This window comes from Anaeromyxobacter paludicola (genome assembly GCF_023169965.1).
In the GTDB taxonomy this organism is placed as follows: domain Bacteria; phylum Myxococcota; class Myxococcia; order Myxococcales; family Anaeromyxobacteraceae; genus Anaeromyxobacter_B; species Anaeromyxobacter_B paludicola.
Genome location: NZ_AP025592.1, coordinates 2,961,421 through 2,981,738 on the forward strand (window position 1 = coordinate 2,961,421; position 20,318 = coordinate 2,981,738).

General features: G+C 74.7%; 16 protein-coding genes. 8 read left to right on the forward strand and 8 right to left on the reverse strand.

Annotation, left to right across the window (positions count from 1 at the left end):
* Positions 1 to 39: 39 nt before the first annotated feature.
* Positions 40 to 1,917, reverse strand: coding sequence for an MSCRAMM family protein (locus tag AMPC_RS13385; RefSeq protein ID WP_248341758.1), 1,878 nt, complete (start codon positions 1,915 to 1,917; stop codon positions 40 to 42).
* Between the two features lie 382 nt (positions 1,918 to 2,299).
* Here AMPC_RS13385 and AMPC_RS13390 point away from each other — a divergent pair, with 382 nt between their 5' ends.
* The 3 genes from AMPC_RS13390 (at position 2,300) to AMPC_RS13400 (ending at position 6,343) form a co-directional block, all read left to right on the forward strand.
* Positions 2,300 to 4,078: a DUF885 domain-containing protein gene (locus AMPC_RS13390; RefSeq protein WP_248341759.1), complete on the forward strand. Its 1,779-nt coding sequence runs from the start codon at positions 2,300 to 2,302 to the stop codon at positions 4,076 to 4,078.
* 155 nt (positions 4,079 to 4,233) lie between these two features.
* Positions 4,234 to 5,817, forward strand: coding sequence for a ligand-binding sensor domain-containing protein (locus AMPC_RS13395; RefSeq protein ID WP_248341760.1), 1,584 nt, complete (start codon positions 4,234 to 4,236; stop codon positions 5,815 to 5,817).
* A gap of 73 nt (positions 5,818 to 5,890) precedes the next feature.
* Positions 5,891 to 6,343, forward strand: a complete 453-nt coding sequence (locus AMPC_RS13400) for a methylglyoxal synthase (protein ID WP_248341762.1) — start codon at positions 5,891 to 5,893, stop codon at positions 6,341 to 6,343.
* On the opposite strand, the gene AMPC_RS13405 is transcribed toward AMPC_RS13400, so the two are convergent.
* Entirely contained in the window at positions 6,319 to 9,168 is a 2,850-nt protein-coding gene (locus AMPC_RS13405; protein WP_248341766.1) for a methyl-accepting chemotaxis protein, read from the reverse strand. The genes AMPC_RS13400 and AMPC_RS13405 overlap by 25 nt on opposite strands.
* Before the next feature lie 135 nt (positions 9,169 to 9,303).
* The gene (rlmH, locus tag AMPC_RS13410; protein ID WP_248341770.1) at positions 9,304 to 9,765 is read right to left on the reverse strand and encodes a 23S rRNA (pseudouridine(1915)-N(3))-methyltransferase RlmH; all 462 of its coding nucleotides are present in this window, start codon (positions 9,763 to 9,765) and stop codon (positions 9,304 to 9,306) included.
* A gap of 111 nt (positions 9,766 to 9,876) precedes the next feature.
* On the opposite strand from rlmH, the gene AMPC_RS13415 reads away from it, so the two are divergent.
* A complete protein-coding gene (locus AMPC_RS13415; RefSeq protein WP_248341772.1) occupies positions 9,877 to 11,280 on the forward strand; it encodes an ArnT family glycosyltransferase in 1,404 nt (467 codons plus the stop codon).
* 7 nt (positions 11,281 to 11,287) lie between these two features.
* Here the strand turns inward: AMPC_RS13415 and AMPC_RS13420 are convergent, their stop codons facing one another.
* Positions 11,288 to 11,632, reverse strand: coding sequence for a hypothetical protein (locus tag AMPC_RS13420; protein ID WP_248341774.1), 345 nt, complete (start codon positions 11,630 to 11,632; stop codon positions 11,288 to 11,290).
* 239 nt (positions 11,633 to 11,871) lie between these two features.
* On the opposite strand from AMPC_RS13420, the gene AMPC_RS13425 reads away from it, so the two are divergent.
* The 4 genes from AMPC_RS13425 (at position 11,872) to AMPC_RS13440 (ending at position 14,643) form a co-directional block, all read left to right on the forward strand.
* Complete coding sequence (locus AMPC_RS13425; RefSeq protein ID WP_248341780.1) at positions 11,872 to 12,423, forward strand: sigma-70 family RNA polymerase sigma factor; 552 nt, start codon at positions 11,872 to 11,874, stop codon at positions 12,421 to 12,423.
* Positions 12,420 to 13,202 carry an anti-sigma factor gene (locus tag AMPC_RS13430; protein WP_248341782.1) on the forward strand — a complete coding sequence of 261 codons (783 nt, stop codon included), beginning with the start codon at positions 12,420 to 12,422 and terminating at the stop codon, positions 13,200 to 13,202. The genes AMPC_RS13425 and AMPC_RS13430 overlap by 4 nt, the downstream gene beginning before the upstream one ends.
* A gap of 78 nt (positions 13,203 to 13,280) precedes the next feature.
* On the forward strand, positions 13,281 to 14,270 hold the full coding sequence (locus AMPC_RS13435; protein ID WP_248341784.1) for a metallophosphoesterase family protein: 990 nt from the start codon (positions 13,281 to 13,283) through the stop codon (positions 14,268 to 14,270).
* Positions 14,271 to 14,298: 28 nt separating this feature from the next.
* Complete coding sequence (locus AMPC_RS13440; RefSeq protein WP_248341786.1) at positions 14,299 to 14,643, forward strand: cupredoxin domain-containing protein; 345 nt, start codon at positions 14,299 to 14,301, stop codon at positions 14,641 to 14,643.
* 7 nt (positions 14,644 to 14,650) lie between these two features.
* On the opposite strand, the gene pepF is transcribed toward AMPC_RS13440, so the two are convergent.
* The 4 genes from pepF to AMPC_RS13460 all read right to left on the reverse strand — a co-directional run bounded on the left by pepF (position 14,651) and on the right by AMPC_RS13460 (position 20,257).
* The gene (gene pepF / locus AMPC_RS13445) at positions 14,651 to 16,579 is read right to left on the reverse strand and encodes an oligoendopeptidase F (RefSeq protein WP_248341790.1); all 1,929 of its coding nucleotides are present in this window, start codon (positions 16,577 to 16,579) and stop codon (positions 14,651 to 14,653) included.
* Between the two features lie 73 nt (positions 16,580 to 16,652).
* Complete coding sequence (locus AMPC_RS13450; protein ID WP_248341791.1) at positions 16,653 to 18,479, reverse strand: BamA/TamA family outer membrane protein; 1,827 nt, start codon at positions 18,477 to 18,479, stop codon at positions 16,653 to 16,655.
* 6 nt (positions 18,480 to 18,485) lie between these two features.
* Positions 18,486 to 18,920 carry an amino acid-binding protein gene (locus tag AMPC_RS13455; RefSeq protein ID WP_248341792.1) on the reverse strand — a complete coding sequence of 145 codons (435 nt, stop codon included), beginning with the start codon at positions 18,918 to 18,920 and terminating at the stop codon, positions 18,486 to 18,488.
* 11 nt (positions 18,921 to 18,931) lie between these two features.
* Positions 18,932 to 20,257, reverse strand: coding sequence for a phenylacetate--CoA ligase family protein (locus AMPC_RS13460; protein ID WP_248341793.1), 1,326 nt, complete (start codon positions 20,255 to 20,257; stop codon positions 18,932 to 18,934).
* Positions 20,258 to 20,318 lie beyond the last annotated feature (61 nt).

The window sequence follows — 20,318 nt, forward strand, 5'->3', positions numbered from 1 at the left end:
CCAAGGCCCCGGAGGCCGCGCCCGCCCGCGGCTACCCGCTCACGGGTCGATCACCACGGTGCAGCTGTAGGTGCCCGGCACGAGGTGCGTGAGCGCATACGGCGTCCCCTCGACCAGGTTCGACGCGGCCGTGTCGCCGGTGCACTGCACCGTCGCGGTGGTCACCCCGAGCGCGACCTCGGAGGCGAAGGAGACCGATAGCGACGAGAGCGGCGTGTCCACGAAGGCGTTCGCCGGCGACCCCGCGTTGGCCACGCCGGTGGTGGAGCAGTCGGCCTTCTTGTTGAGCGTCACCGACTGGGCGGTGGCGTCCTTGGCGAAGCCGGTGGGCGCGGCGGTCTCGCTCACGTTGAGGGTGACCGGGCCGAGCAGGAGGCCCGTCGCCGAGCTGGCGCTGCTCTTGTCGAGGCAGCCCGTGCCGTCGGTGCCGGTGGTGATGGTGCCGACCACGTTGCCGCTCGTGTCCTTCACGTCGAACTTGGCGCCGGAGAGGTAGCGGACCCCGGCCGCCTTGCAGGTCGCGTCGGGCGCGCCGGCGCCGGTGCAGCGCTTGTCCTTGCCGACCTTGGTGACGAGCACCGCCCCGAACTGGCGCGGGTCGACGAAGGTGACCTGCACGGTCGCGGTCCCGGCGACCGTCACCGACTGCGCCGGCGCGAGGTCGTGGTACGCCACCCCGGTGGTCTCGGCCACGCAGTAGGTGCCCGGCGGCAGGTTCGACATCTGGCAGTGGCCGGTGTTGCCGGTGGTGCAGGTCACCGCCACGGGCGGCGTCCCGAGCGTCACCGCGGTGCCGCTGCAGGTGAGCGAGCCGGCGCTGCTGGGCGCGCCGGTGTAGAGCCCGAACACGGCGCCCGCGAGCGGGGCCGCGAGGGTGGGATCGGTGTTCGAGTCATCGACCTTGAGGATGTCGAGGTTCCCGCAGTTGTTGATGTTGGCCGGCGCGGGCGCGATGAAGTCCTTCACCTCGGAGGTGAACGAGGCGGAGGAGCGGCTCTTCAGGAACAGGCTCGCGAAGTTGATGCACTGGCCGGCGGGGAACACCTTGGCGGCGGTGAGGTCGATGCCCGCCTCGCCGAAGGTGAGGGCCGGCAGCGACAGGTTGCTCTGGATGGGATCGGTCACGGCGGACGTGTTCACGGCGCCGTTGGCGAAGCCGGCGGCGGAGAGATCGACCCGCTTGCCCCAGCACGGCAGGGTGTTGCTGGCGAAGCAGTCGTTGGCGGTGAAGGTCCCGAAGCCGGTCGGGCAGGTGGTGCCGGTGTCGAGCCAGCGGAGCAGCCCGAGCACGGGGTTCCCGCCGCCGTTGGTGAAGTCGAAGGTGACGAGCATGTCGCCGCACTTGCGCGCGATGGTGGTGTGGCCGGTGGTGCCCGGCGGATCGTCGAGCAGCGCCTTGTCGGTCTGCTCGAGCTGGTTGAACTCGAAGTCCATGTTGGCCGAGCCGAGCACGTTCGACCGCTCCCAGGCGAGGTAGACGAACGTGTGGTCCGTGGTGCCGGTCGTGGTCGTCACTGGCAGGATCTCGTGGAACATGTAGAACTCGGTGAGGTCGCTCTTGTTGGGCGGGATGGAGCCGTCCACGATGGTGACGTCGGCGCCGTCCTCCTTCGTGCCCTGGCCGAAGGCGTTGTCCACCGACTTCGGCGTCTTGTCGGCCTTCTGCACGAAGGCGCCGAGCGAGGAGACCGAGCCCCAGTCCTTGGCGCCCGTGGAGGCGACGAGATCCCCGTCGCCGCTCTCGAAGAGGCTGCCGGTGAGGTTTCCGCTGATGGCCTGCTGGGCGGCGGCGGCGCCGCCCGGATCCTGCTGCGCCTGGCCGCAGCCGAGCCCCGCGAGCCCCGCGGCGAGGATCACGACGAGAACGACGGCCCAGCCCGCGCGAGCCTGGCGCGGTTGGTAACGCTCGACAGTCATGGCGACCTCCGTGTGCTGCTCCACCCCCCTGCCCGGCCCTGCGCTCGGAGGAACGTCGCGGTGCGGTCGGGCCACCCCCTGAGTCCAGCAAGCGGGAGCGTGAGCCGTCCCACGCGCGCGGGACATCGGTCTTTGCGGTTCCCGCCGCGGCGGGCACCCGCGCACGCCCGGCGTGCCGACGCGCGTGCCCGCCCGCGACGCCGGACGCTCCGGTTCACGCAGGGTTCCAGGGTGGCAGCTCGCTCGCCTGCCCACCGAGCCCCGTGGTCCGGGGTCGCCCGCTCGCGGCCGCCTCGCGGGGTCGCTCCCGGCCGGGGCACCGCGCGGCCGCGCCGGTCGCGCCGGGCTGGCCGCCGCGCCGGCCGGCGGTCTATAAGGCCGCATGCGCACTGTCCGTCACGCGTTCGCCCTCCTCTGCCTGCTCCTCGCCTCGTCCGCCGCGGCGCAGGCCGGCGCCCCGGGCCCCTCCGAGCGGCTCGCCGCCCTCACCCGCCGCTACCTCGACGGCCTCTTCCGCGCCAAGCCGCACCTCGCCACGTACATGGGCGTCCACGATCAGGACGGCGCGCTGCCCGACCTGTCGGCCTCGGGCGTGAAGCGCCGCGTCGCCGAGCTCACGGCGCAGCAGCGCGAGCTCGCCGCCCTCGACCGCCAGGCGCTGAGCCCGGACGGGCGGATCGACGCCGCCATCCTCTCGGACGGGATCGGGCTCGAGCTCCTCGAGCTCACCGCCATCCGCGAGTGGACCTGGAACCCGCGCCTGGTGGACGACTTCACCTTCTACGACCCGCGCGAGGTGGTGGCGGGGCGGCTCTCCGACGTGATCCACGGCGACTTCGCGCCCGAGCCGGTGCGCCGCCGGGCGGTGGCCGCGCAGCTGCGCGCCCTCCCCCGCTACCTCTCCCAGCGGAAGGTCGCGTTCGGCGCCGTCTCGAAGGTGCACCTCGAGCAGGCGGTGAAGGACAACAAGGGGCGCATCGAGTTCTTCGAGACCGAGGTGCGCGGCTTCACCCGCGCCGACCCGGCCGCCGAGCAGGCCCGCGTGAAGGCGGTGGCGGCGCTGCGCGACTACCAGCGCTTCCTCGAGACCGCGCTCCCGAAGCGCGCCACCCGCGACTGGCGGCTCGGCCCGGCGCTCTACCGCAAGAAGTTCCCGCTGGCGCTCCAGACCGACCTCCGCCCGGACGAGGACGTGGTGCCGCGGGCGCGCCAGGCGTTCCAGGAGACCCGGCGCGCGCTCTACGAGACCGCGGTGGCGCTCGCCGCGCAGCTCTGGCCCTCGGAGCCGCCGCCGCCCAAGGACCTCGACGCCGCCGGCCAGGCGAGGCTCATCGCCCGCGTGAAGGACGAGCTCTCGAAGGAGCACCCCGCCGCGGCCGACCTGGTCGCCTCCCACGCGCGCCAGATCGACGGCCTGCGCGCCTTCATCGAGGCGAAGGGGCTCCTCGCCCTCCCGCCCGCCGACACGCTCACCGTGGCGCCCGAGCCCGAGTTCAAGCGCGGCGGCGCCGGGGCCGAGTACCTCTCGCCCGGCATGCTCGACAAGGAGGTCGCCTGGAAGGGCACCTACTACGTCGAGCCGGTCGATCCGTCCTGGTCGAAGGAGAAGCAGGAGAGCTACCTGCGCGCCGAGAACCGGTACGAGGTGGCGCTCACCGCCGCGCACGAGGCCTACCCCGGCCACCACACCCAGGCCTGGTACGCGCGCAAGGACCTGAGCCCGCTGCGCGCCACGCTCTGGGACGGGGCCTTCGCCGAGGGCTGGGCGGTGTACGGCACCACCCTGCTCGTCCGCGAGGGGTTCGGCGCCGCCGAGAACGCGCGCTACCGCTTCCTCGACCTGCAGGGGTCGATGATCGTGGCCGCCAACGCGCTGCTCGACATCCAGCTCCAGGGCGGCGCCATGACCGACGCGGAGGCGCTGCGCTTCATGGTCGAGGACGGCTTCCAGGAGCGGGCGCAGGCGGAGAAGAAGCTGCTCCGGGCCAAGCTCGACTCGACGCAGCTCTGCCAGTACTTCCTCGGGTCGAGCGAGCTCGCGGCGCTCGAGCGGGACGTGCGGGCGAAGGGCCCCTTCTCGCAGCGCGCCTTCGACGAGGCGCTCGTCGGCCACGGCACCATCGCGGTGAAGCACCTGCGCCGGTACCTGCTCGGGCCGTAGAACGCGCGTTCCTCGGGTGGGCGCGCCGCTTCCCCCGGCGCGCCGCCCGCCCTTCCACCTCCCGCCCGTTTCGCCGCAGCTTCGGCGCTGGCGCGCCGCTCGCATCTCCCGCCCCGCGGCCTCGTGCGTGCGCAGGCCCGATCGGGAGGGGTGTCATGGGGAACGGGATGGTCCTGGGCGCGCGCGTGCGCCTGCTCGCCGGCGCGCTCCTGCTCGCGATCCTGGCCTTCGCGGCCGCGGGCTGCGGCGGCTCGAAGGGCGGGACTACCCAGCAAAGCAACGAGGCGCCGGACGCCGGGCCGACGCCCACGCCGACGCCGACCCCCAGCCCCTCGCCGAGCCCGGGCCCGACCCCGTCGCCCTCGCCGAGCCCGAGCCCGAGCCCCTCGCCCTCGCCGAGCCCGACGCCCACCTTCGGCGGCGCGGGCCCATGGCCGGCCGACAACGTGACCTACGGCGCCTCCGACGGGCTGCGCGAGACGCCGGTGGTCGGCGCCAGCACCGACGAGTCCCAGGACCTCTGGGCCGCCACGCCGCAGGCGCTCTACGTGATGCGCCCGGGCGACAAGGCCTTCCGCCGCTACGACGCCGCCGACGGCCTCCACCTCGCCTCGAACCCGGAGCGCTACTGCCGCAACGGCTGGATCGCCCCCGGCGCCTACTGCCCCGACTCCGACACGAGCTACGGCGCGGCGGTCGATCGGGGCATCTCCGAGATCGTGGGCGGCGGGCCGAACGAGGTCTTCGTCGGCTACTGGGGCGACGAGTCGGGCGTGGGAGACGTGACCGACGGCGCCCGCCACACCGGCAAGGTGGATCGGGTGCGGCTCCAGGCCGACGGCACGCTGCAGGTGGACCGGTTCGACTTCGAGTCGATCGACCACGGCGGGCAGTACTGGCACAACCGCACCGTCTACCGGCTCGTCTACGACCACTTCGCCCACCCGCACACGCTCTACGTGGGCACGAACCACGGCGTGAACCTGATGCTGCCCGACAAGTTCCGGCACGCGGTCGCGGGCGAGTGGTTCGACCTCGCCAACCAGGAGTACATGGGCGACCACCTGCACGCGCGCGTCTGCTGGCACGCGCCCTGCGACAACACCGAGTCGAACCAGCGCATGGGGGACTGGCACGGCCTCGCCGTGGACGCGAAGGGCGACCTCTGGCACGGCGGCAAGTGGACCGCCGGCTGGATCCAGTGGAACGCGTCGCCGCTCCAGTGGATCTACGAGGGCGGCACGGCGGCGATGGTGGGCTGGGGCGATCCCTACTACGGCCCGGGCTCGGGCAGCCGGCCGGTCTTCGAGCCGCCGCAGGAGGGCGATCCCGTGAACGTCAGCGCGGTGTCGGTGGCGCCGGACGGGAAGGTCTGGTTCGCGAGCGGCATCTTCCCGGGCTGCTCGCCCGGCGCGGCCAACGTGGAGGCGCGCTGCTACGGGATCGCCAGCTGGGACAAGGCGGGCGGCTTCACCTACTGGGACCCCGGGCAGCTCGGCTCGCCCGAGTACCACGTGCAGGACCTCGTGGCCCTGCCCGACGGCCGCCTCGTGGTCGCGACCGCCTCCTCCGGCCTCGCGGTCTTCGACCCGGCCACCGGGAAGAAGACCAGCGTGCGGGCCGGCAGCGGCCTCCCCGACGATCGGGTGCAGCGGCTGGAGCTCGACACCATGGTCTCGCCGCCGGCGCTGCACGTCTCGACCGCGACCGGGTTCGCCACCCTGCGCAAGCTCCCGTGACGCCGGCCAGGTGGGTCCTTCGAATCGTCACCGACAGCGGTTAGGATCCCGGCCTTCCCGCAGAGGAGGTCGAATGCCGAAGCCCAAGGTGCTGACGATGCCCCCGCGCAAGGCGCTCGCGCTGGTGGCGCACGACAACCGCAAGAAGGACCTGCTCGACTGGGCCCGCTACAACCGAGGCTCGCTCTCGGGCCACGCCCTCTACGGCACCGGGACGACCGGCCGCATGATCGCCGAGGAGCTCGACCTCGAGGTGAACTGCCTGCTCTCCGGCCCGCTCGGCGGCGACCAGCAGATCGGCGCGATGATCGCGAAGGGCGAGCTCGACGCGCTGGTCTTCTTCTGGGACCCGCTCGAGCCGCTCCCGCACGACCCGGACATCAAGGCGCTGCTCCGGATCGCCGTGCTCTACAACATCCCGACCGCCTGCAACCGCTCCACCGCCGACTTCCTCATCTCCTCGCCGCTGATGACCGAGGAGTACGACCGGATCCAGTACGACTACGCGGCGCAGCTGCGCCGCTGATCCTCCTCGGGCAGGGTGAAGGAGCCGACCATCCCGGCCAGCTCCTCCGCCTGGCTCGAGAGCTCGGCGGCGGCGGAGGACGACTCCTCGGAGCTGGCGGCGTTCTGCTGCGTCACCTTCTCCATCTCCGCCACCGCCCGGTTCACCTGGGCGATGCCGGCCGAGGTCTCGCCGGCGCTGGCGCCGATCTCGTCGATGATGGCCGCCACCTTGGCGATCCCGCCGACGATCTCGGCGAGCCGCGCCTCCACCTGGCGGGAGGTCTCCGCGCCGCTCGACGCCTGGACCACCGACTGCTGGATGAGCGCCTCGGTCCGCTGCGCCGCCTCCTTGCTGCGCAGCGCGAGCGAGCGCACCTCCTCGGCCACCACCGCGAAGCCCCGGCCGGCCTCGCCCGCCCGCGCCGCCTCGACGGCGGCGTTGAGGGCGAGGAGGTTGGTCTGGAAGGCGATCTCGTTGATGTCGCGGATGATGGCGCTCGTGCCCTCGGCCGAGGCGCGGATCTCGCCCATGGCGGCGGTGAGCTGCTCCATGGCCCGCGCGCCCTGGCCGGCGAGGTCGCTCGCCCCGCGCGCCAGCGACCGGGCCTGACCGGCGCTGCCGGCGCTCCGAGCGGCCTGCGCGGCCACCGTCTCCAGGCTGGCCGCGGTCTCCTCGAGGCTGCTCGCCTGCTCCGAGGCGCCGCTCGCCACCGCCTGCGAGCTCGAGGCGATCTGCTCCGCCGCCTGGCTCACCTGCGAGACCGCGCCGGCCACCTGCGACAGGGCGTCGCCGAGCGCGCCGGCGGCGGCGTCGATGGCCTCCTGCATCCGGGCGTGCCCGCCGCGGTAGCTGCCGGACATGCGGGCCGAGAGGTCGCGCTCGCCGAGCCGCTGCAGCACCTCCTGCGCCTCGGCCACCGGCCGGAGCAGCGCGTCGAGGGCGCGGTTGACGCCCTCCACCACCTTGCGGAAGTCGCCGCGGTGCGCCTCCAGGTCGGCGCGGGTCTCGAGCCGCCCCTCCACGGCCGCCTCGGCGAGCCCGGCCGCGTCGGCCACGAGCGCGTTCACCGCCTCGATGCAGCCGTTCAGGTTGCGCTTCAGCGCGTCGAAGTCGCCCGGCCAGCGCTCGGCGATGGGCGCGGGGACGTCGCCCCGGGCCAGCCGGTCCACGCAGGCGGCCGCCGCGCCGAGCGGGCCGGTGACGGCGTCGAGGGTGTCGTTCACCCCCTGCACGATGGCGCGGAACTCTCCCTGGTGGCGCGCGGCGTCGGCGCGGGTGGCGAGCTGCCCCTCCACCGCCGCCCGCGCCAGCCGCCGCGCGTCGGCGACCAGCGCCTGCACCGCGGCGGCGCAGCCGTTGAGGTTCCGCTCCAGCGCGCCGAAGTCGCCCGCCCAGCCCTCCTCGAGCGGCGGCGGGATGTCGCCCCGCGCGATCCGGTCCACGTGGGCCGCGGCGGCGGTGAGCGGCCGGATGACGGCGTCGAGGGTGTCGTTCACGCCCTGCACGATGGCGCGGAAGTCGCCCTGGTGGCGCGAGGCGTCGGCGCGGGTGGCGAGCTTGCCCTCCACCGCCGCCGCCGCGAGCCCCCGCGCGTCCTCGACCAGCGCGGTCACCGCCGCGGCGCAGCCGTTCAGGTTCTGCTTCAGGGCGTCGAACTCGCCCGGCCAGCGGGCCTCGATCGCCGCGGGGATGTCGCCCCGCGCGATCCGGTCCACGTGCGCGGCCGCCGCGCCGAGCGGGCCCGTGACCGCGTCGAGCGTGGCGTTCACCCCCTCGACGATGCGCCGGAAGTCGCCGCCGTGGCGGGCGGCGTCGGCGCGGGTGGAGAGGCGGCCCTCGACGCCGGCCTGCGCGAGCGCGCCGACGTCGGAGACGAGCGCCTTCACGGCGGCGCAGGAGCGATCCAGGCTCTCCTTGATGCGGGCGAAGTCGCCCTCGAAGGCGACGTCGGCCGGCTCGGGGATGTCGCCCCGGGCCATCCGCTCGAGCTCCCCGGCGGCGAGCCGCACCGGCGCGCTCACGGCGGCCAGGGTGGCGTTCATGCCCTCGACGATCTCGCGGAACTCGACGTGGACGCTCTCGGGATCGCCGCGCACCTCGAGGTCGCCGGCCGCCGCGGCCCGGGAGAGCTTGCGGGCCTCGCGCAGCAGGCTCTCGCGGATCCGGTCGATGGAGCGGACGAGGAGCGCCCCGCTCGCGACCGCGGCGACCAGCGCCAGGATCGCCACCAGCACGGAGATCCAGCGCGCCCGCGCCTGGGCGGCGTCGGCCTCGGTCACGAGCTTCGAGGCGTCCTCGTTGGTGACCGCGACCAGCTCCTTCAGCTTCTCGGCGGCCGGGAGGAAGGACTGGCGGGCGTCGAGGTAGACGGCGAGCGCCTTGCGGTCGAGCTCCTTCACCTCGGGGCCGTCCACGGGCTTGCCGGAGGAGACGAGGTAGTCGCGGTTCCGCTCCATGGCGACGAGGCGGACGGCCTGGTCGCGCCAGGCGTCGAGCGGGTCCTTGAGCTGCGCGTAGAGGAGCTCGACGCGCGTGCCGTGCGGCAGCGCCTCGTAGGCCCTGCGCGCCTCCACCATCCCCGCCATCGCGGCGTCCGCCTCCTTGAAGAAGGTGGGGCGCATGCCGCTCGCCGAGAGCCGCTGGTGGATGAGCCCGGTCGCCGCGGCGGTGAGCTCCGACTCGGCCGACTCGATCCGGTCGAGGGCCTGCACGCCCTGGAGCTTCCGGTGGGACATGTCGTCGAACGCCGCCGAGACCTGGCCGAGCTCGTGGAGCAGGACGCCGCCGAGCACCGCGGTGGCCGCGAGGGCGGCGGTGAAGCCGAGGACGATCCGGGTCCTCATCCGGGTCTCTGAGCGCATGCCCTCCCGGGTGAGCACGGCACGTGCCACGTCCGGGGCTGGCCTGGATCAAGGAGATCGCACCCGGCCGCGAGGGGCGCAGGGGACCCATGGGTGCCGGGGCGGGTGAGCGGGCCGTTACTTGTGGTACGGCTCCCCGCGGACGATCGTGAGGGCCCGGTAGAGCTGCTCGACGAGCACCAGCCGCGCCAGGCGGTGGGCCATGGTGAAACGGGAGAGCGCCAGCTTCTCCTGCGCGCGCGCCACCACCTCCGGGGCGAGCCCGTCGGAGCCGCCGATGACGAGCGCGACGTCGCGCCCGCCCGCCATCCAGCCCTCCACCGCCCGCGCGAGCTCCACGCTCGTGAGCTCCTTGCCGCGCTCGTCGAGCGCCACCACCCGCTCGCCCGGCTTGAGCTTCGCCAGGATCGACGCCCCCTCCTCCACCCTGGCCTGCGGGGTCCCGGCGTGACGCCGCGCCTCGGGCAGCTCCACCAGCTCGAACTTGAGGTAGCGGCCGAGCCGCTTCGCGTACTCCTCCACCGCGGGCTGGTAGAGGCCGGAGCGGTCCTTGCCGACCGAGATGAGCCTGAGCTTCATGGCGCGCATCCTAGACGGCCGGCGCCGGCGCGGGAACCGCGGCGGGGCGCGGGCGCACCCGAGGGGTGGCGCGTCGCGCCGCGCACCGCCGCGTGCTTTACTCGGGGTCCCGTGTCCCCCTCCGCCCGCCGCGTGCTGCTCATCGCCCTCGCCGGCCTCGCCGTGCGCGCGGCGCTCGCGGCGGCGCTGCCGCTCGGCGTGGACGAGGCCTACTACGTGGACTGGGCCCGCCACCTGCGCGCGGGCTACCTCGACCACCCGCCGGCCGTCGCCTGGCTCGTGGCCGGCCCGCTCCGGCTCCTCGGCTCCCACCCGCTCGCGGTGCGGCTCCTGCCGCTGCTGCTCCAGGCCGCGACCACGCTGCTCGCCGCCGACCTCGCCCGGGTCCGCGGCGGCGACCGGGCCGCACTGGCGGCCGCGCTCCTGCTCCAGGCGGCGCCGGTCTTCTCGCTCGGCGCCATGCTCGCCACCCCCGACGCGCCGCTCGCGTTCTGCTGGGTCGGCGCGCTCTGGGCGCTCGACCGGGCGGCGCGCCGCGATCCCCGCTTCTTCCTCGCCGCCGGCGCCTTCCTCGGGCTCGCCGCCCTCTCCAAGCTCACGGCCGGGCTGCTCGGCCTCGCGGCAATGGCGGCGCTCGTCGCCACCGGCCGGGGGCGCCGCCTCCTCGCCACCCCCTGGCCCTGGCTCGGCGGGCTGCTCGCGCTCGCGCTCGCCGCACCGATGCTCGCCTGGAACGCGGCGCGCGGCTGGCCCTCCTTCGCCTTCCAGGCGAGCCACGGCGCGCGCGGGCGGAGCTTCTCGACCGCCCGCCTGCTCGTCTCGCTGGCGGCGCAGGCCGCCTACGTCTCTCCCTTCCTCTTCCTGCTCGCCGGCCGCGCCGCGGTGCGCCGCCCGCCCGACGACGATCCGGGCTTCCTCGCCCTCTCGCTCTCCGGGATCCCGGTGGTGGCCTTCTTCACCCTCGCCGCGGCCTTCACGCCCGGCGCGCTGCCGCACTGGCCGGCGCCGGGGTGGCTCTCGGCGCTGCTGCTCCTCTCGGTGGGCGCGGGGAGCGTGGCCGGCGCGCGCGCCTTCCGGATCGCCGCCGGCACCGGGCTCGCCTTCTCGCTCGCGGCCCTCGCCGCGTTCGCGCTGCCGCTCCCGCTCCACCCGAGCCCGCGCGACGAGCTCGCCGGGTGGGCCGAGGCGGCGCGCGCGGCGCGAGCCGCCGCGGGGGGCGCGCGGCTCGCGGCGACCCACTGGATGGCGCTCGGCCAGCTCGGCTGGTACGCCGGCGCGCCGGTCGCCTACGTGGGCGACCGGCCCTGCGCGGCGAGCTACTACGAGCCCGACCCGCGGAGGAGCGGCGAGCCCTTGCTGGTGGTGGCGGTGGACGGGCTCGGCCCGGCCCGGGAACGGCTCGAGGCGGCGCTCGGGCCCCTCGAGGACGCGGGCGGGACGGAGGCGCGCGACGGCGCCCACCTCCTGCGCCGGTTCCGGTTCTACCGGACCGCCCGGGCGGGCCCCTCGCGCTGAGCGGGCGCTACCGGGCCGCCCGCGCCACGAGCGGCGGGGCCGGCACCGGCGAGGGCGCCCAGGTCGCGTCGTCGTGCCCGGCCGGGAGCGCCGGCCCGACGGCGAACGCGTCGTCGCGCCCCGCACCGAGCGCCTCGACCGGCCAGGCGGTGTCGTCGTGGCCGGCGGGCAGCCCGGGGCCGAGCGCCGTCGGTTCGGCGGAGGCGGGCTGGGGCGCCGCGGCCGCGCCGGTCGGGTCGTCCGGCCAGGCGGCGTCGTCGAAGCCGGCCGGCTTGCCCGCTCCGGCGGCGCGAGCGGTGGCGGCGCTCCCGAGCAGGAGGACGAGGGCGGTGCGGCGGAACGTGCGCTTCATGGTGCTCTCCCTGGGGCGGGCCGGAGGTGCTGATCCCGCCGCGCGGTGGAAACGCCGCCGGCCCCGAGCGGTTCCGGCGGCCCTCGGGCCATTCGGAGTCGTCCCTTGGAGGCCCGCCTTCCCGGCGCGGCGACGAGACGGGTGCCTTTGGGCGACCTTCTCAGGGCGTGCGGGAACCGGATCGGGCGTCCCGCGTTCTTTCCGCCGACATGGCCGCTGCCGACGCTAGGAAGCTCGTCATGGCGCGCTGGCGCTCGGAGGACGAGGTGGCCGCGCTGGGGCGCGAGGCGCTGGCGCACGCCGACGCGCTCCACGACCTCGCCTGGCACCTCACGCGCGACGACGAGGAGGCGGCGGATCTGGTGCAGGAGACCTTCGCCCACGCGCTCCAGGCCGCGCGGCGCTTCGAGCCCGGGAACCTCCGCGCCTGGCTCTTCCGGATCCTGCGGAACGCCTTCCTCTCGCGCCGGCGGCGCGATCGGCGCAGCCCCATCGACGCCTCGCTCGACGGCGACGACGCCGCGGACCGGGCCGCGCCGGTCGCGGGCCGCGAGGGGCTCGAGGCCGAGCAGCTGCGGCGGGTGGTGGGGGACGAGATCGAGGCCGCGCTGGCGTCGCTCTCGACGGAGGCGCGGTGGGTGGTGCTGCTCGACCAGGAGGGGCTCACGGAGGCGGAGATGGCGGCGACGCTGGAGTGTCCCGCCGGGACGGTGAAGTCGCGGCTGGCGCGCGCGCGGGCGGCGCTCCGGGAGCGGCTCGCCGACTACGGCGCCGAGGGAGGGCTGCCATGAACGGGCACGCCGGGCGCGACAGCTTGCGCGACCTCTCCCGGGGCCGGCTCCCGCCGGCGCTCGAGGCCGAGGTCCGGACCCACCTCGCTGGCTGCGAGGGGTGCGCCGCCGCCGTCGAGAACGAGCGCGCCCTCGACGACGCGCTGGCGCGCCGCCCGCGCCGGCCCGCGCCGGCCGAGCTGCGCGCGCGGCTCGCCGCGATGGCCGCCGGCGCCGGGCCGCCCCGCCCCCGCGCCCCGGCCGCCCGCCGCTGGGCGACGCGGCTCGCCGCGCCCGTCGCGGCCGCCCTCGCCGCCGGCCTGCTGGTGTTCGCCGGCCTGCGGACGCACCAGGACCGGCGCGGGCTCGACGAGGCCCGCGCCCGGCTCCGGGTGGAGGCGGTCAACGACCACCTGCGGGTCCTCAAGAGCGAGCGCCCGCTCGAGGTGCAGGCCGGCGGCGCGCACCAGGTGAAGCCCTGGTTCGAGGGGCGGGTGGACTTCGCGCCCGACGTGCCGGACGCGCCCGGGCTCGTGCTGCGCGGCGGCGCGGTGGGCTGGTTCCACGACCGCGACGCGGCGGTGATCGCCTACACGCTCCGGCTGCACAAGGTGACGCTGCTCGAGTTCCGGTGCGCCGGCCTGCCGTGGCCGGCGGCCGACGCGCCGAAGCAGCAGCCGCCGCACCGCGGCTACAACGTGTTCGCCTGGAAGAAGGGTGAGCTCGGGTACGCGCTCGTGTCCGACGCCAGCGCCGCCGACCTCGGCGCGGTGGCGAAGGCGATCGCGGGGACGCTGTAGCGGCGCGCCCCACCCGCGCCTGGAACCGCGGCGCGGCGGCGGCGTTCTCTCCGGTGACTGGAACCCCCCGGAGCCACCATGCGCGACCGCATCGACCGCAGGACCTTCCTTCGCATCGCCGGCCTGTCCCTCGGGGCCGGCGCCCTCTACCGCGTGGGCGCCTTCGCCGGCGCGGAGGGCCAGGACGCGGCGCGCGCGCTCGGGCGCGCCACCGGGGAGGCGCCGGCGCCCTTCACCTTCGTGCAGCTCAGCGATCCGCACGTCGGCTTCTCGGGGCCTCCCAACCCGACCGGCACCCAGGCCTTCGAGCGGGCGGTGGCCGAGATCAACGCGCTCCCGCAGCGGCCCGACCTCGTCCTCTTCACCGGCGACCTGTCGCACGAGTCGGAGAAGCCGGGCGAGCACGCCGCGCGCATGGCCCGCTTCCGCGAGATCGCGGGCCGGCTGCGGGTCCCGGCGATGCACGCGGTCCCGGGCGAGCACGACGCCGGGCTCGACGGCGGCGCGCTCTTCCGGAGCTTCTTCGGCGAGACCTCGTACTCCTTCGACCACAAGGGCGTGCACTTCGTGGCCCTCGACAACGTCTCGCGCGCGAAGCCCGAGGTGGGGCCGGAGCGGCGCGACTGGCTGCGGCGCGACCTCGCCCGGTTCCCCAGGACCGCGCCCATCGTGGTCTTCACCCACCGGCCGCTCTTCGACCTCCGGCCCGACTGGGAGTGGTTCACCCGCGACGGCGACCAGGTGATGGCGCTGCTCGAGCCGTTCGAGAACGTGACCGTGCTCTACGGCCACATCCACCGCGAGGACGTGCACCGCGCCGGGCACGCCACCCATTACGCGGCGCGCTCGCTCATCTTCGCCTTCCCCGACCCGGCCACCACCCCGGAGAAGAAGCCCATCCCCTTCGACCCGGCCCGGCCCTTCCGCAACCTCGGGCTCCGGCGGCTCGACGCGCGCCGGGAAGGCGGGGGCGGCCTCGCCATCGCGCCGACCGAGGTGGAGCTCACGCTGCGCAAGCTCTCCGGCACCGAGGGCTTCGCCCAGCTCCTCCGCCCCTCGTCCCTCTGATCCCCACTTACCCCCCAGGAGGAACCCGATGCGCCCTGCCCTCTTCGCCGCCGCCGTCGCCCTGCCGCTCCTCGCCGCCGCGCCCGCCCGGGCCGCCGATCCCGTCACCGTGACCATCGTCGCGAAGCGCTTCGAGTTCACGCCGAAGGAGGTCCGGCTCAAGGCCGGCCAGCCGGTCCGGATCGTCCTCCGCAGCGAGGACGTGACCCACGGGTTCTTCCAGCGCGAGCTCGGCATCGACGCCGAGGCCACGAAGGAGACGCCCGCCGAGATCACCCTCACGCCGGCGAAGCCGGGGCGCTACGTGACCATCTGCGACCACTTCTGCGGGTCGGGCCACGGCAACATGAAGATGACCTTCGTGGTCGAGTGACCGGCCGCTACGGCGCCGCCCGCGCCGGCCGCCGCGCCAGGATCCGCTCGATCTCGTCCATGGTGGCGTTCATCTCGGCGATGGCGGCGTCGAACGGCTTCGAGGTGCGCATGTCCACGCCGGCCGAGGCGAGCAGGTCGATGGGGTAGCGCGAGCCGCCGGCCCGCAAGAGGTCGAGGTAGGCGTCGCGCCGGCTCGTCCCGCCCTGCCTCGCCTCCTCGCGGAGGCCGGTCGCGAGCGCGGTCGAGGCCACCATGCTCGTGGCGTACTGCCAGACGTAGAAGTCGTAATAGAAGTGCGGGATGTAGGCCCACTCGATGCGGGCGAGGTCGTCCACCCGGCAGACGCCCTGGTCGTGGCCGTAGTACTCGCGCACCAGCTTCAGATACAGCGCCGACAGCCCCTCGCCGGTGAGCGTCTCGCCCTGCTCCACCTGCTCGTGGATGCGCAGCTCGAACTCGGCGAAGAGCGCCTGGCGGAAGAGCGTGGTGCGCAGGCCGTCGAGGTTCGAGCCGAGCAGGAAGAGCCGCGTGTCGTCGTCCTTCGCCTTCGCGAGCAGGTGGTGGACGAGCAGGTTCTCGTTGAGCGTGGAGGCCACCTCGGCCACGAAGATGGGGTAGTCGGCCGTCGGGTAGGGCTGCGCGTTCATCGAGAGCCAGGTGTGCATCGAGTGGCCCGATTCGTGCGCCAGCGTGGAGAGGTCCTCGTAGGTGCCGTTGAAGTTGAGGAGCTGGTACGGGTGCACGCCGTAGACGCCGGTGGAGTAGGCCCCGGTGCGCTTGCCGGGGGTCGGCAGGTAGTCGGTCCAGCGGCTCTCGAAGCCCCGCTGGAGCGCGTCGCGGTAGGGCCTCCCGAGCGGCGCCAGCGCCTCGAGCGTCACCGCCCGCGCCTGGTCGGGCGTGTACGAGAGGGCCACCTCCTTCACCAGCGGGACGTAGAGGTCCTGGTACTCGAGCTGCGAGACGCCCAGCATCCGCTGCCGGAGCTTCAGGTAGCGGTGGAGGGTCGGCAGGCTGCGCCGCACGTCGCGCAGGAGCTGGCGGTAGACCTCGGGCGGGATGTTGCCCGGGAAGAGCGCCGCCTCGAGCGCGGAGCCGAAGCGGTGCACCTTCTCGTCGAAGAGGTGGGCCTGCACGTTGGCGTAGAGCGTGGCGCCCATGGTCCGCTCGTAGCCCTGGAGCGCGCCGAAGAACTCGCGGAACACCAGCTCCCGGTCGGCGCGGGAGCGCGCCTCGCGGTGGAGCGTGAACGCGGCGTTGTCGAGCCGCACCTCCTCGCCGGTGGAGAGCTTCACCGTCGGGTACGGCAGGTCGGCGTCCTTGAGGACGTTGTAGGCGGCGCCCCCGGCCCCCTCGAGGATCCCGGCCTGGGCGACGATCCGCTCCTCCGGCGCCGAGAGCGTGTGCGGCTTCCAGCGCAGGGCGTCCTCGACGAAGAAGCGGTACGGCGCGAGCTTCGGCTCCTGCGCCAGGAACGCGCGCACCCGGGCCGGGTCGAGCGACTGGAGCTCCGGCTTCACCCAGGCGGTGGCGGCGGCGAAGTCGGTCTGGAGGAGCTCGGCCGACTGCTTCATCTCCCGCGGCTTCGCGGCGCGGGTGTCCTCGTCGGAGAGCGTCGAGGCGTAGACCGAGACCCGCTGCAGCTCGCGGTCGAAGCCGTAGACGTCGTCGAGGCCGGCGAGGAGCGCCGCGGCCGAGTCGCCGAGGTGGCCCTTGTGGCGGGCGAGCGCCGGCAGCCGCCGCCCGAGCTCGGCCTTGGCGTGCGCCCAGGCCTGGGCCGAGGGGAAGATGTCGGCCAGGTTCCACTTGTACTGCTCCGGGATCTGGCTGCGGTCCTTCACCGCGGCGGCGCCGGCCGGCAGGGCGGCGAGGCAGAGCGCCAGGGCGGCGAGGAGGCGGAGCGCGGCGCGAGGCGCGGCGGGCGGCGAAGGGGTCACGGGGAGTCCTCCCAGGGAGCCGGGCGCCGGCTCGTCCGAACGTCGATAACCCGGTTCGGGCCGCGGCGCACGTTCACCGCGTGGCCGCGGTGCGCGGCGAGATCTCGTAGAGCGGGAAGCCCTGGTCGAAGCGGACGAACACCGCCGCCGGGCTCGCGCCGGCCGGGAGGGGGCGCTCGAGCGGGAAGCCCACGTCCACCCGGAAGGCGATCCGGTCCACCTGCGGGAAGAGGAGCCGAAGCCCGAGCCCGGCGCTCCGGTGGAGCGAGAGCTGGCCGAAGCGGTCGAAGGCGTCGCCCGCGTCCACGAACGCCACCGCGCCGAGCTGCACCGAGCGGAAGAGCGGGACGGGCGTGGAGCGGGCCTCGAGGTTCACCGCCAGCACGTCGGCGCCGACCAGGAAGCCGGTCGGGTAGCCGCGCAGCCGGGAGTCGCCGCCGAGCGACGAGGTCTGGTCGAGGTGGTTGCGGAAGCGGTCGAGGAGCACGCCGTCGAGCACGAGCCGCCCGAGCGCGCCGCGCGGCGAGGCGACGCGGAGGGTGGCCTGCACCGAGCCGTCGGTGACCGTCCCCGCCTCGATCTCGGAGATGAGCTCGACGCCGGCGCGCAGGAGCCCGTCGCGGAGCGGCAGGGTGTGCGAGGCGCCGGTCGAGATCCCGGTGAAGCTGCGGCTCCCGCCGATGGAGCGCCAGGAGGCGTAGAGCCGGGCGTAGCCCTCGAAGCCGAGCCGGTGGTCCTCCTGCAGCGCCAGCGTCTCGAGGTCGAGCACGCGCAGGAAGCTCGAGGAGTAGGTGCGGTACTGGACGAACGGCCCGACCCGGTCGTCGCTCACCGGCACCCGGGTGGTGCGGAACGCCTCCACCGTGGCCGGGTCGTAGGCCGAGAGGTCGGGGAGCGTGAAGTGGCGCCGGCGCCCCTCGAAGCCGAGGGTGAGGTCCTGCTTGGTGGCCCAGCCGAAGGAGCGGGTCAGGGAGGCGCCGGCGGTGACGAGGTCGCTCTTCCAGGCGTAGGGCACGCAGCTCCGCGCGTCGGCGCAGCCCGCCGCCGGGTCGAGGCTGAAGGCGGCGAGGTGCGCGTTCTGGTAGAGCCGGGTCACCTCCTCGAGCCAGGAGACGCTCGCGCCCCACGACCACTCGGTGAGCGAGGTCCAGAGCGGGTTCGAGAGCGAGAGCGCGCCGAAGGAGCCCTCGCGCTGGCCCGAGCCGTTCGCGAAGATGAGCCCGCCCTCGGCGCTCGCCGAGACGCGGTTGCCGAGCAGCCGCGGCGCCTGGAGCTGCGCCCCCACCGCGAGCGAGAGCGGCGCCCAGTCGAGGAGCAGCCCGAGCGACTCGTGGGTGCCGAGGAGGTTCGTCTCGGTGGGGTGGACCGAGAGCGACTCGACGCCGCCGCTGGTGTAGGCGATGTCCCAGTTGAGCCGCAGGCTCCAGACGTCCTTGGTGATGACCACCATCCGCACCCGGTCCGGCGCGCTGCCCTTCGCCGGGACCACGAGCACGAGCGAGAGCTGCGGCAGGGCCTCGAGGTTCCGCTGCGACTCGTCGGCGAGCGGCTGCCGCCAGCGGTCGCCGGCCCGGAGCAGCAGCTCGCGCTGCACGACCCCGGGGCGCGTGACGACGTGGAAGAGGTTGAGGAAGCGGGGCGCCGGGTCGCGCTCCTCGATCACCTCGAGCCGGACGGTCTCGATCGACTCGACCACCTTCCCCTCGGGGGCGGGGTCGAGCGAGAGCCGGAGCAGCCGGAGCGCCTCCGCGACCGTCTCCTCCTCGTAGGGGGACCAGCCGAAGGCCCGGGTGGAGGGCTCCGTCCCGCCGGCGGGCGGCGAAGCCTGCGGCGACGGCTGCGCCGCCGCCAGGAGCGGGAGGAGGAGCGCGGCGAGCGCGGCGAGGGCCCCCCGGAGCACCCGCCGTCAGCCCCCCAGGACCTCTTCCCGGGTGAGCACCTTCACGCCGGCCTCGAGCAGCCGCCGCGCCGCGCCGTCCGGGTCGGCGACGCGGAAGACCAGCACCGCCCGCCCGTCGCGCGAGCCGGAGGCGAGGGCGTAGCTGTACTCGATCCCCACCCCGGCCCGGTCGAAGCCGGCCAGCACCTCGCCGAGCCCGCCCGGCCGGTCGGGCACCTCCACCCCCAGCACCTCGGTCTCCTTCACCACGCAGCCGGCCGCCTCGAGCGCGGCGCGGGCGCGGGCCGGCTCGCGGACCAGGAGCCGCAGGATGCCGAACTCGCGGGTGTCGGCGAGCGAGAGCGTGAGCATGTCCACGCCGGCCTTCCCGAGCACCTCGCAGGGGACGCGCAGCTGGCCGGGGCGGTTCTCGAGGAAGAGCGAGAGTTGGGTGAGCTTCACGGTCGGCTCCTTCAGATCTGCCGCTGGTCCAGCACGCGCTTCGCCTTGCCCTCGCTGCGCGCCAGCGAGCGCGGCTCGACGAGGTGCACCTTCACCCGGATCCCGAGCACGTGCTCGATGCTGCGCGCGAGCGCCTCGCGCAGCCCCTCCAGCGCGGAGACGGTGTCGCCGAAGGCCTCCGGCGTGACCTCGATCCGCACCTCCACCTCGTCGAGCCCCCGCTCGCGGGTGAGGACGATCTGGTAGTGCGGCAGCACGCCCTCGACGGCCAGGATGGCGGTCTCGATCTGCGACGGGAAGACGTTCACGCCGCGGACGATGAACATGTCGTCGGAGCGGCGGCCGATGCGGCGGATGCGGCGGATGGTCCGGCCGCAGGGGCACGGCGCGGTCTCGAGGGTGGTGAGGTCGCGCGTCCGGTACCGGATCATCGGCATCGCCTGCTTGGAGAGCGTGGTGAGCACGAGCTCGCCCTCGGCGCCGTCGGGCAGCACGGCGCCGGTCTCCGGGTCGATGATCTCCGGGTAGAAGTGGTCCTCGAAGACGTGCAGGCCGTCCTGGGCGGCGCACTCGCTCGCCACGCCGGGGCCGGTGATCTCGGAGAGGCCGTAGATGTCGTAGGCCTTGATCCCGCCCTCGGCCTCGATGTGGCGGCGCATGGCGTCGCTCCAGGGCTCGGCCCCGAAGACGCCGGCGCGGAGCTTGCCGAGATCCACCTTCTCCTCGCGGGCCCGCTCGAGCAGGTGGAGGAAGTAGGACGGGGTGCAGCAGAGCGCGGTGACGCCGAAGTCCTTCATCACCATGAGCTGCCGCTCGGTGTTGCCGCCCGAGATGGGGATCACGGTGGCGCCGAGCGCCTCGGCGCCGTAGTGCGCGCCCAGCCCGCCGGTGAAGAGGCCGTAGCCGAAGGCGTTCTGCACCACGTCGCCGGCGTGCAGCCCGCAGCAGGCGAGCGTGCGCACCATGGCGCTCTTCCAGACCTCGAGGTCGCCGGCGGTGTAGGCCACCACGATGGGCTTGCCGGTGGTGCCCGAGGAGGCGTGGAGCCGGACGATCTCCTCCATCGGGCTCGCGAACAGGCCGAAGGGGTAGGCGTCGCGCAGGTCGGCCTTCACCGTGAAGGGGAGCTTCCCCAGGTCCGCCAGCTGCTGCACGGCGGAGGGGTCGAGGCCGTGCGCCGTCATGCGCTCCCGCAAGAGGGGGACGCGGTCGTAGGCGCGCTTCACGATCGCCTTGAGCCGGCGGAGCTGCAGGTCGCCGAGCTGGGCGCGGGGCAGGTAGTCCGGGGCGCTCGCCGGGTGGAAGCCCGGGGCGCCCTCGACGGGGTCGGTTCTCACCCGCCGCATGGTACGCAGAGGGCGCGCGGGATCACAAGCCGTCACGGCCGCGCCCCGCCCT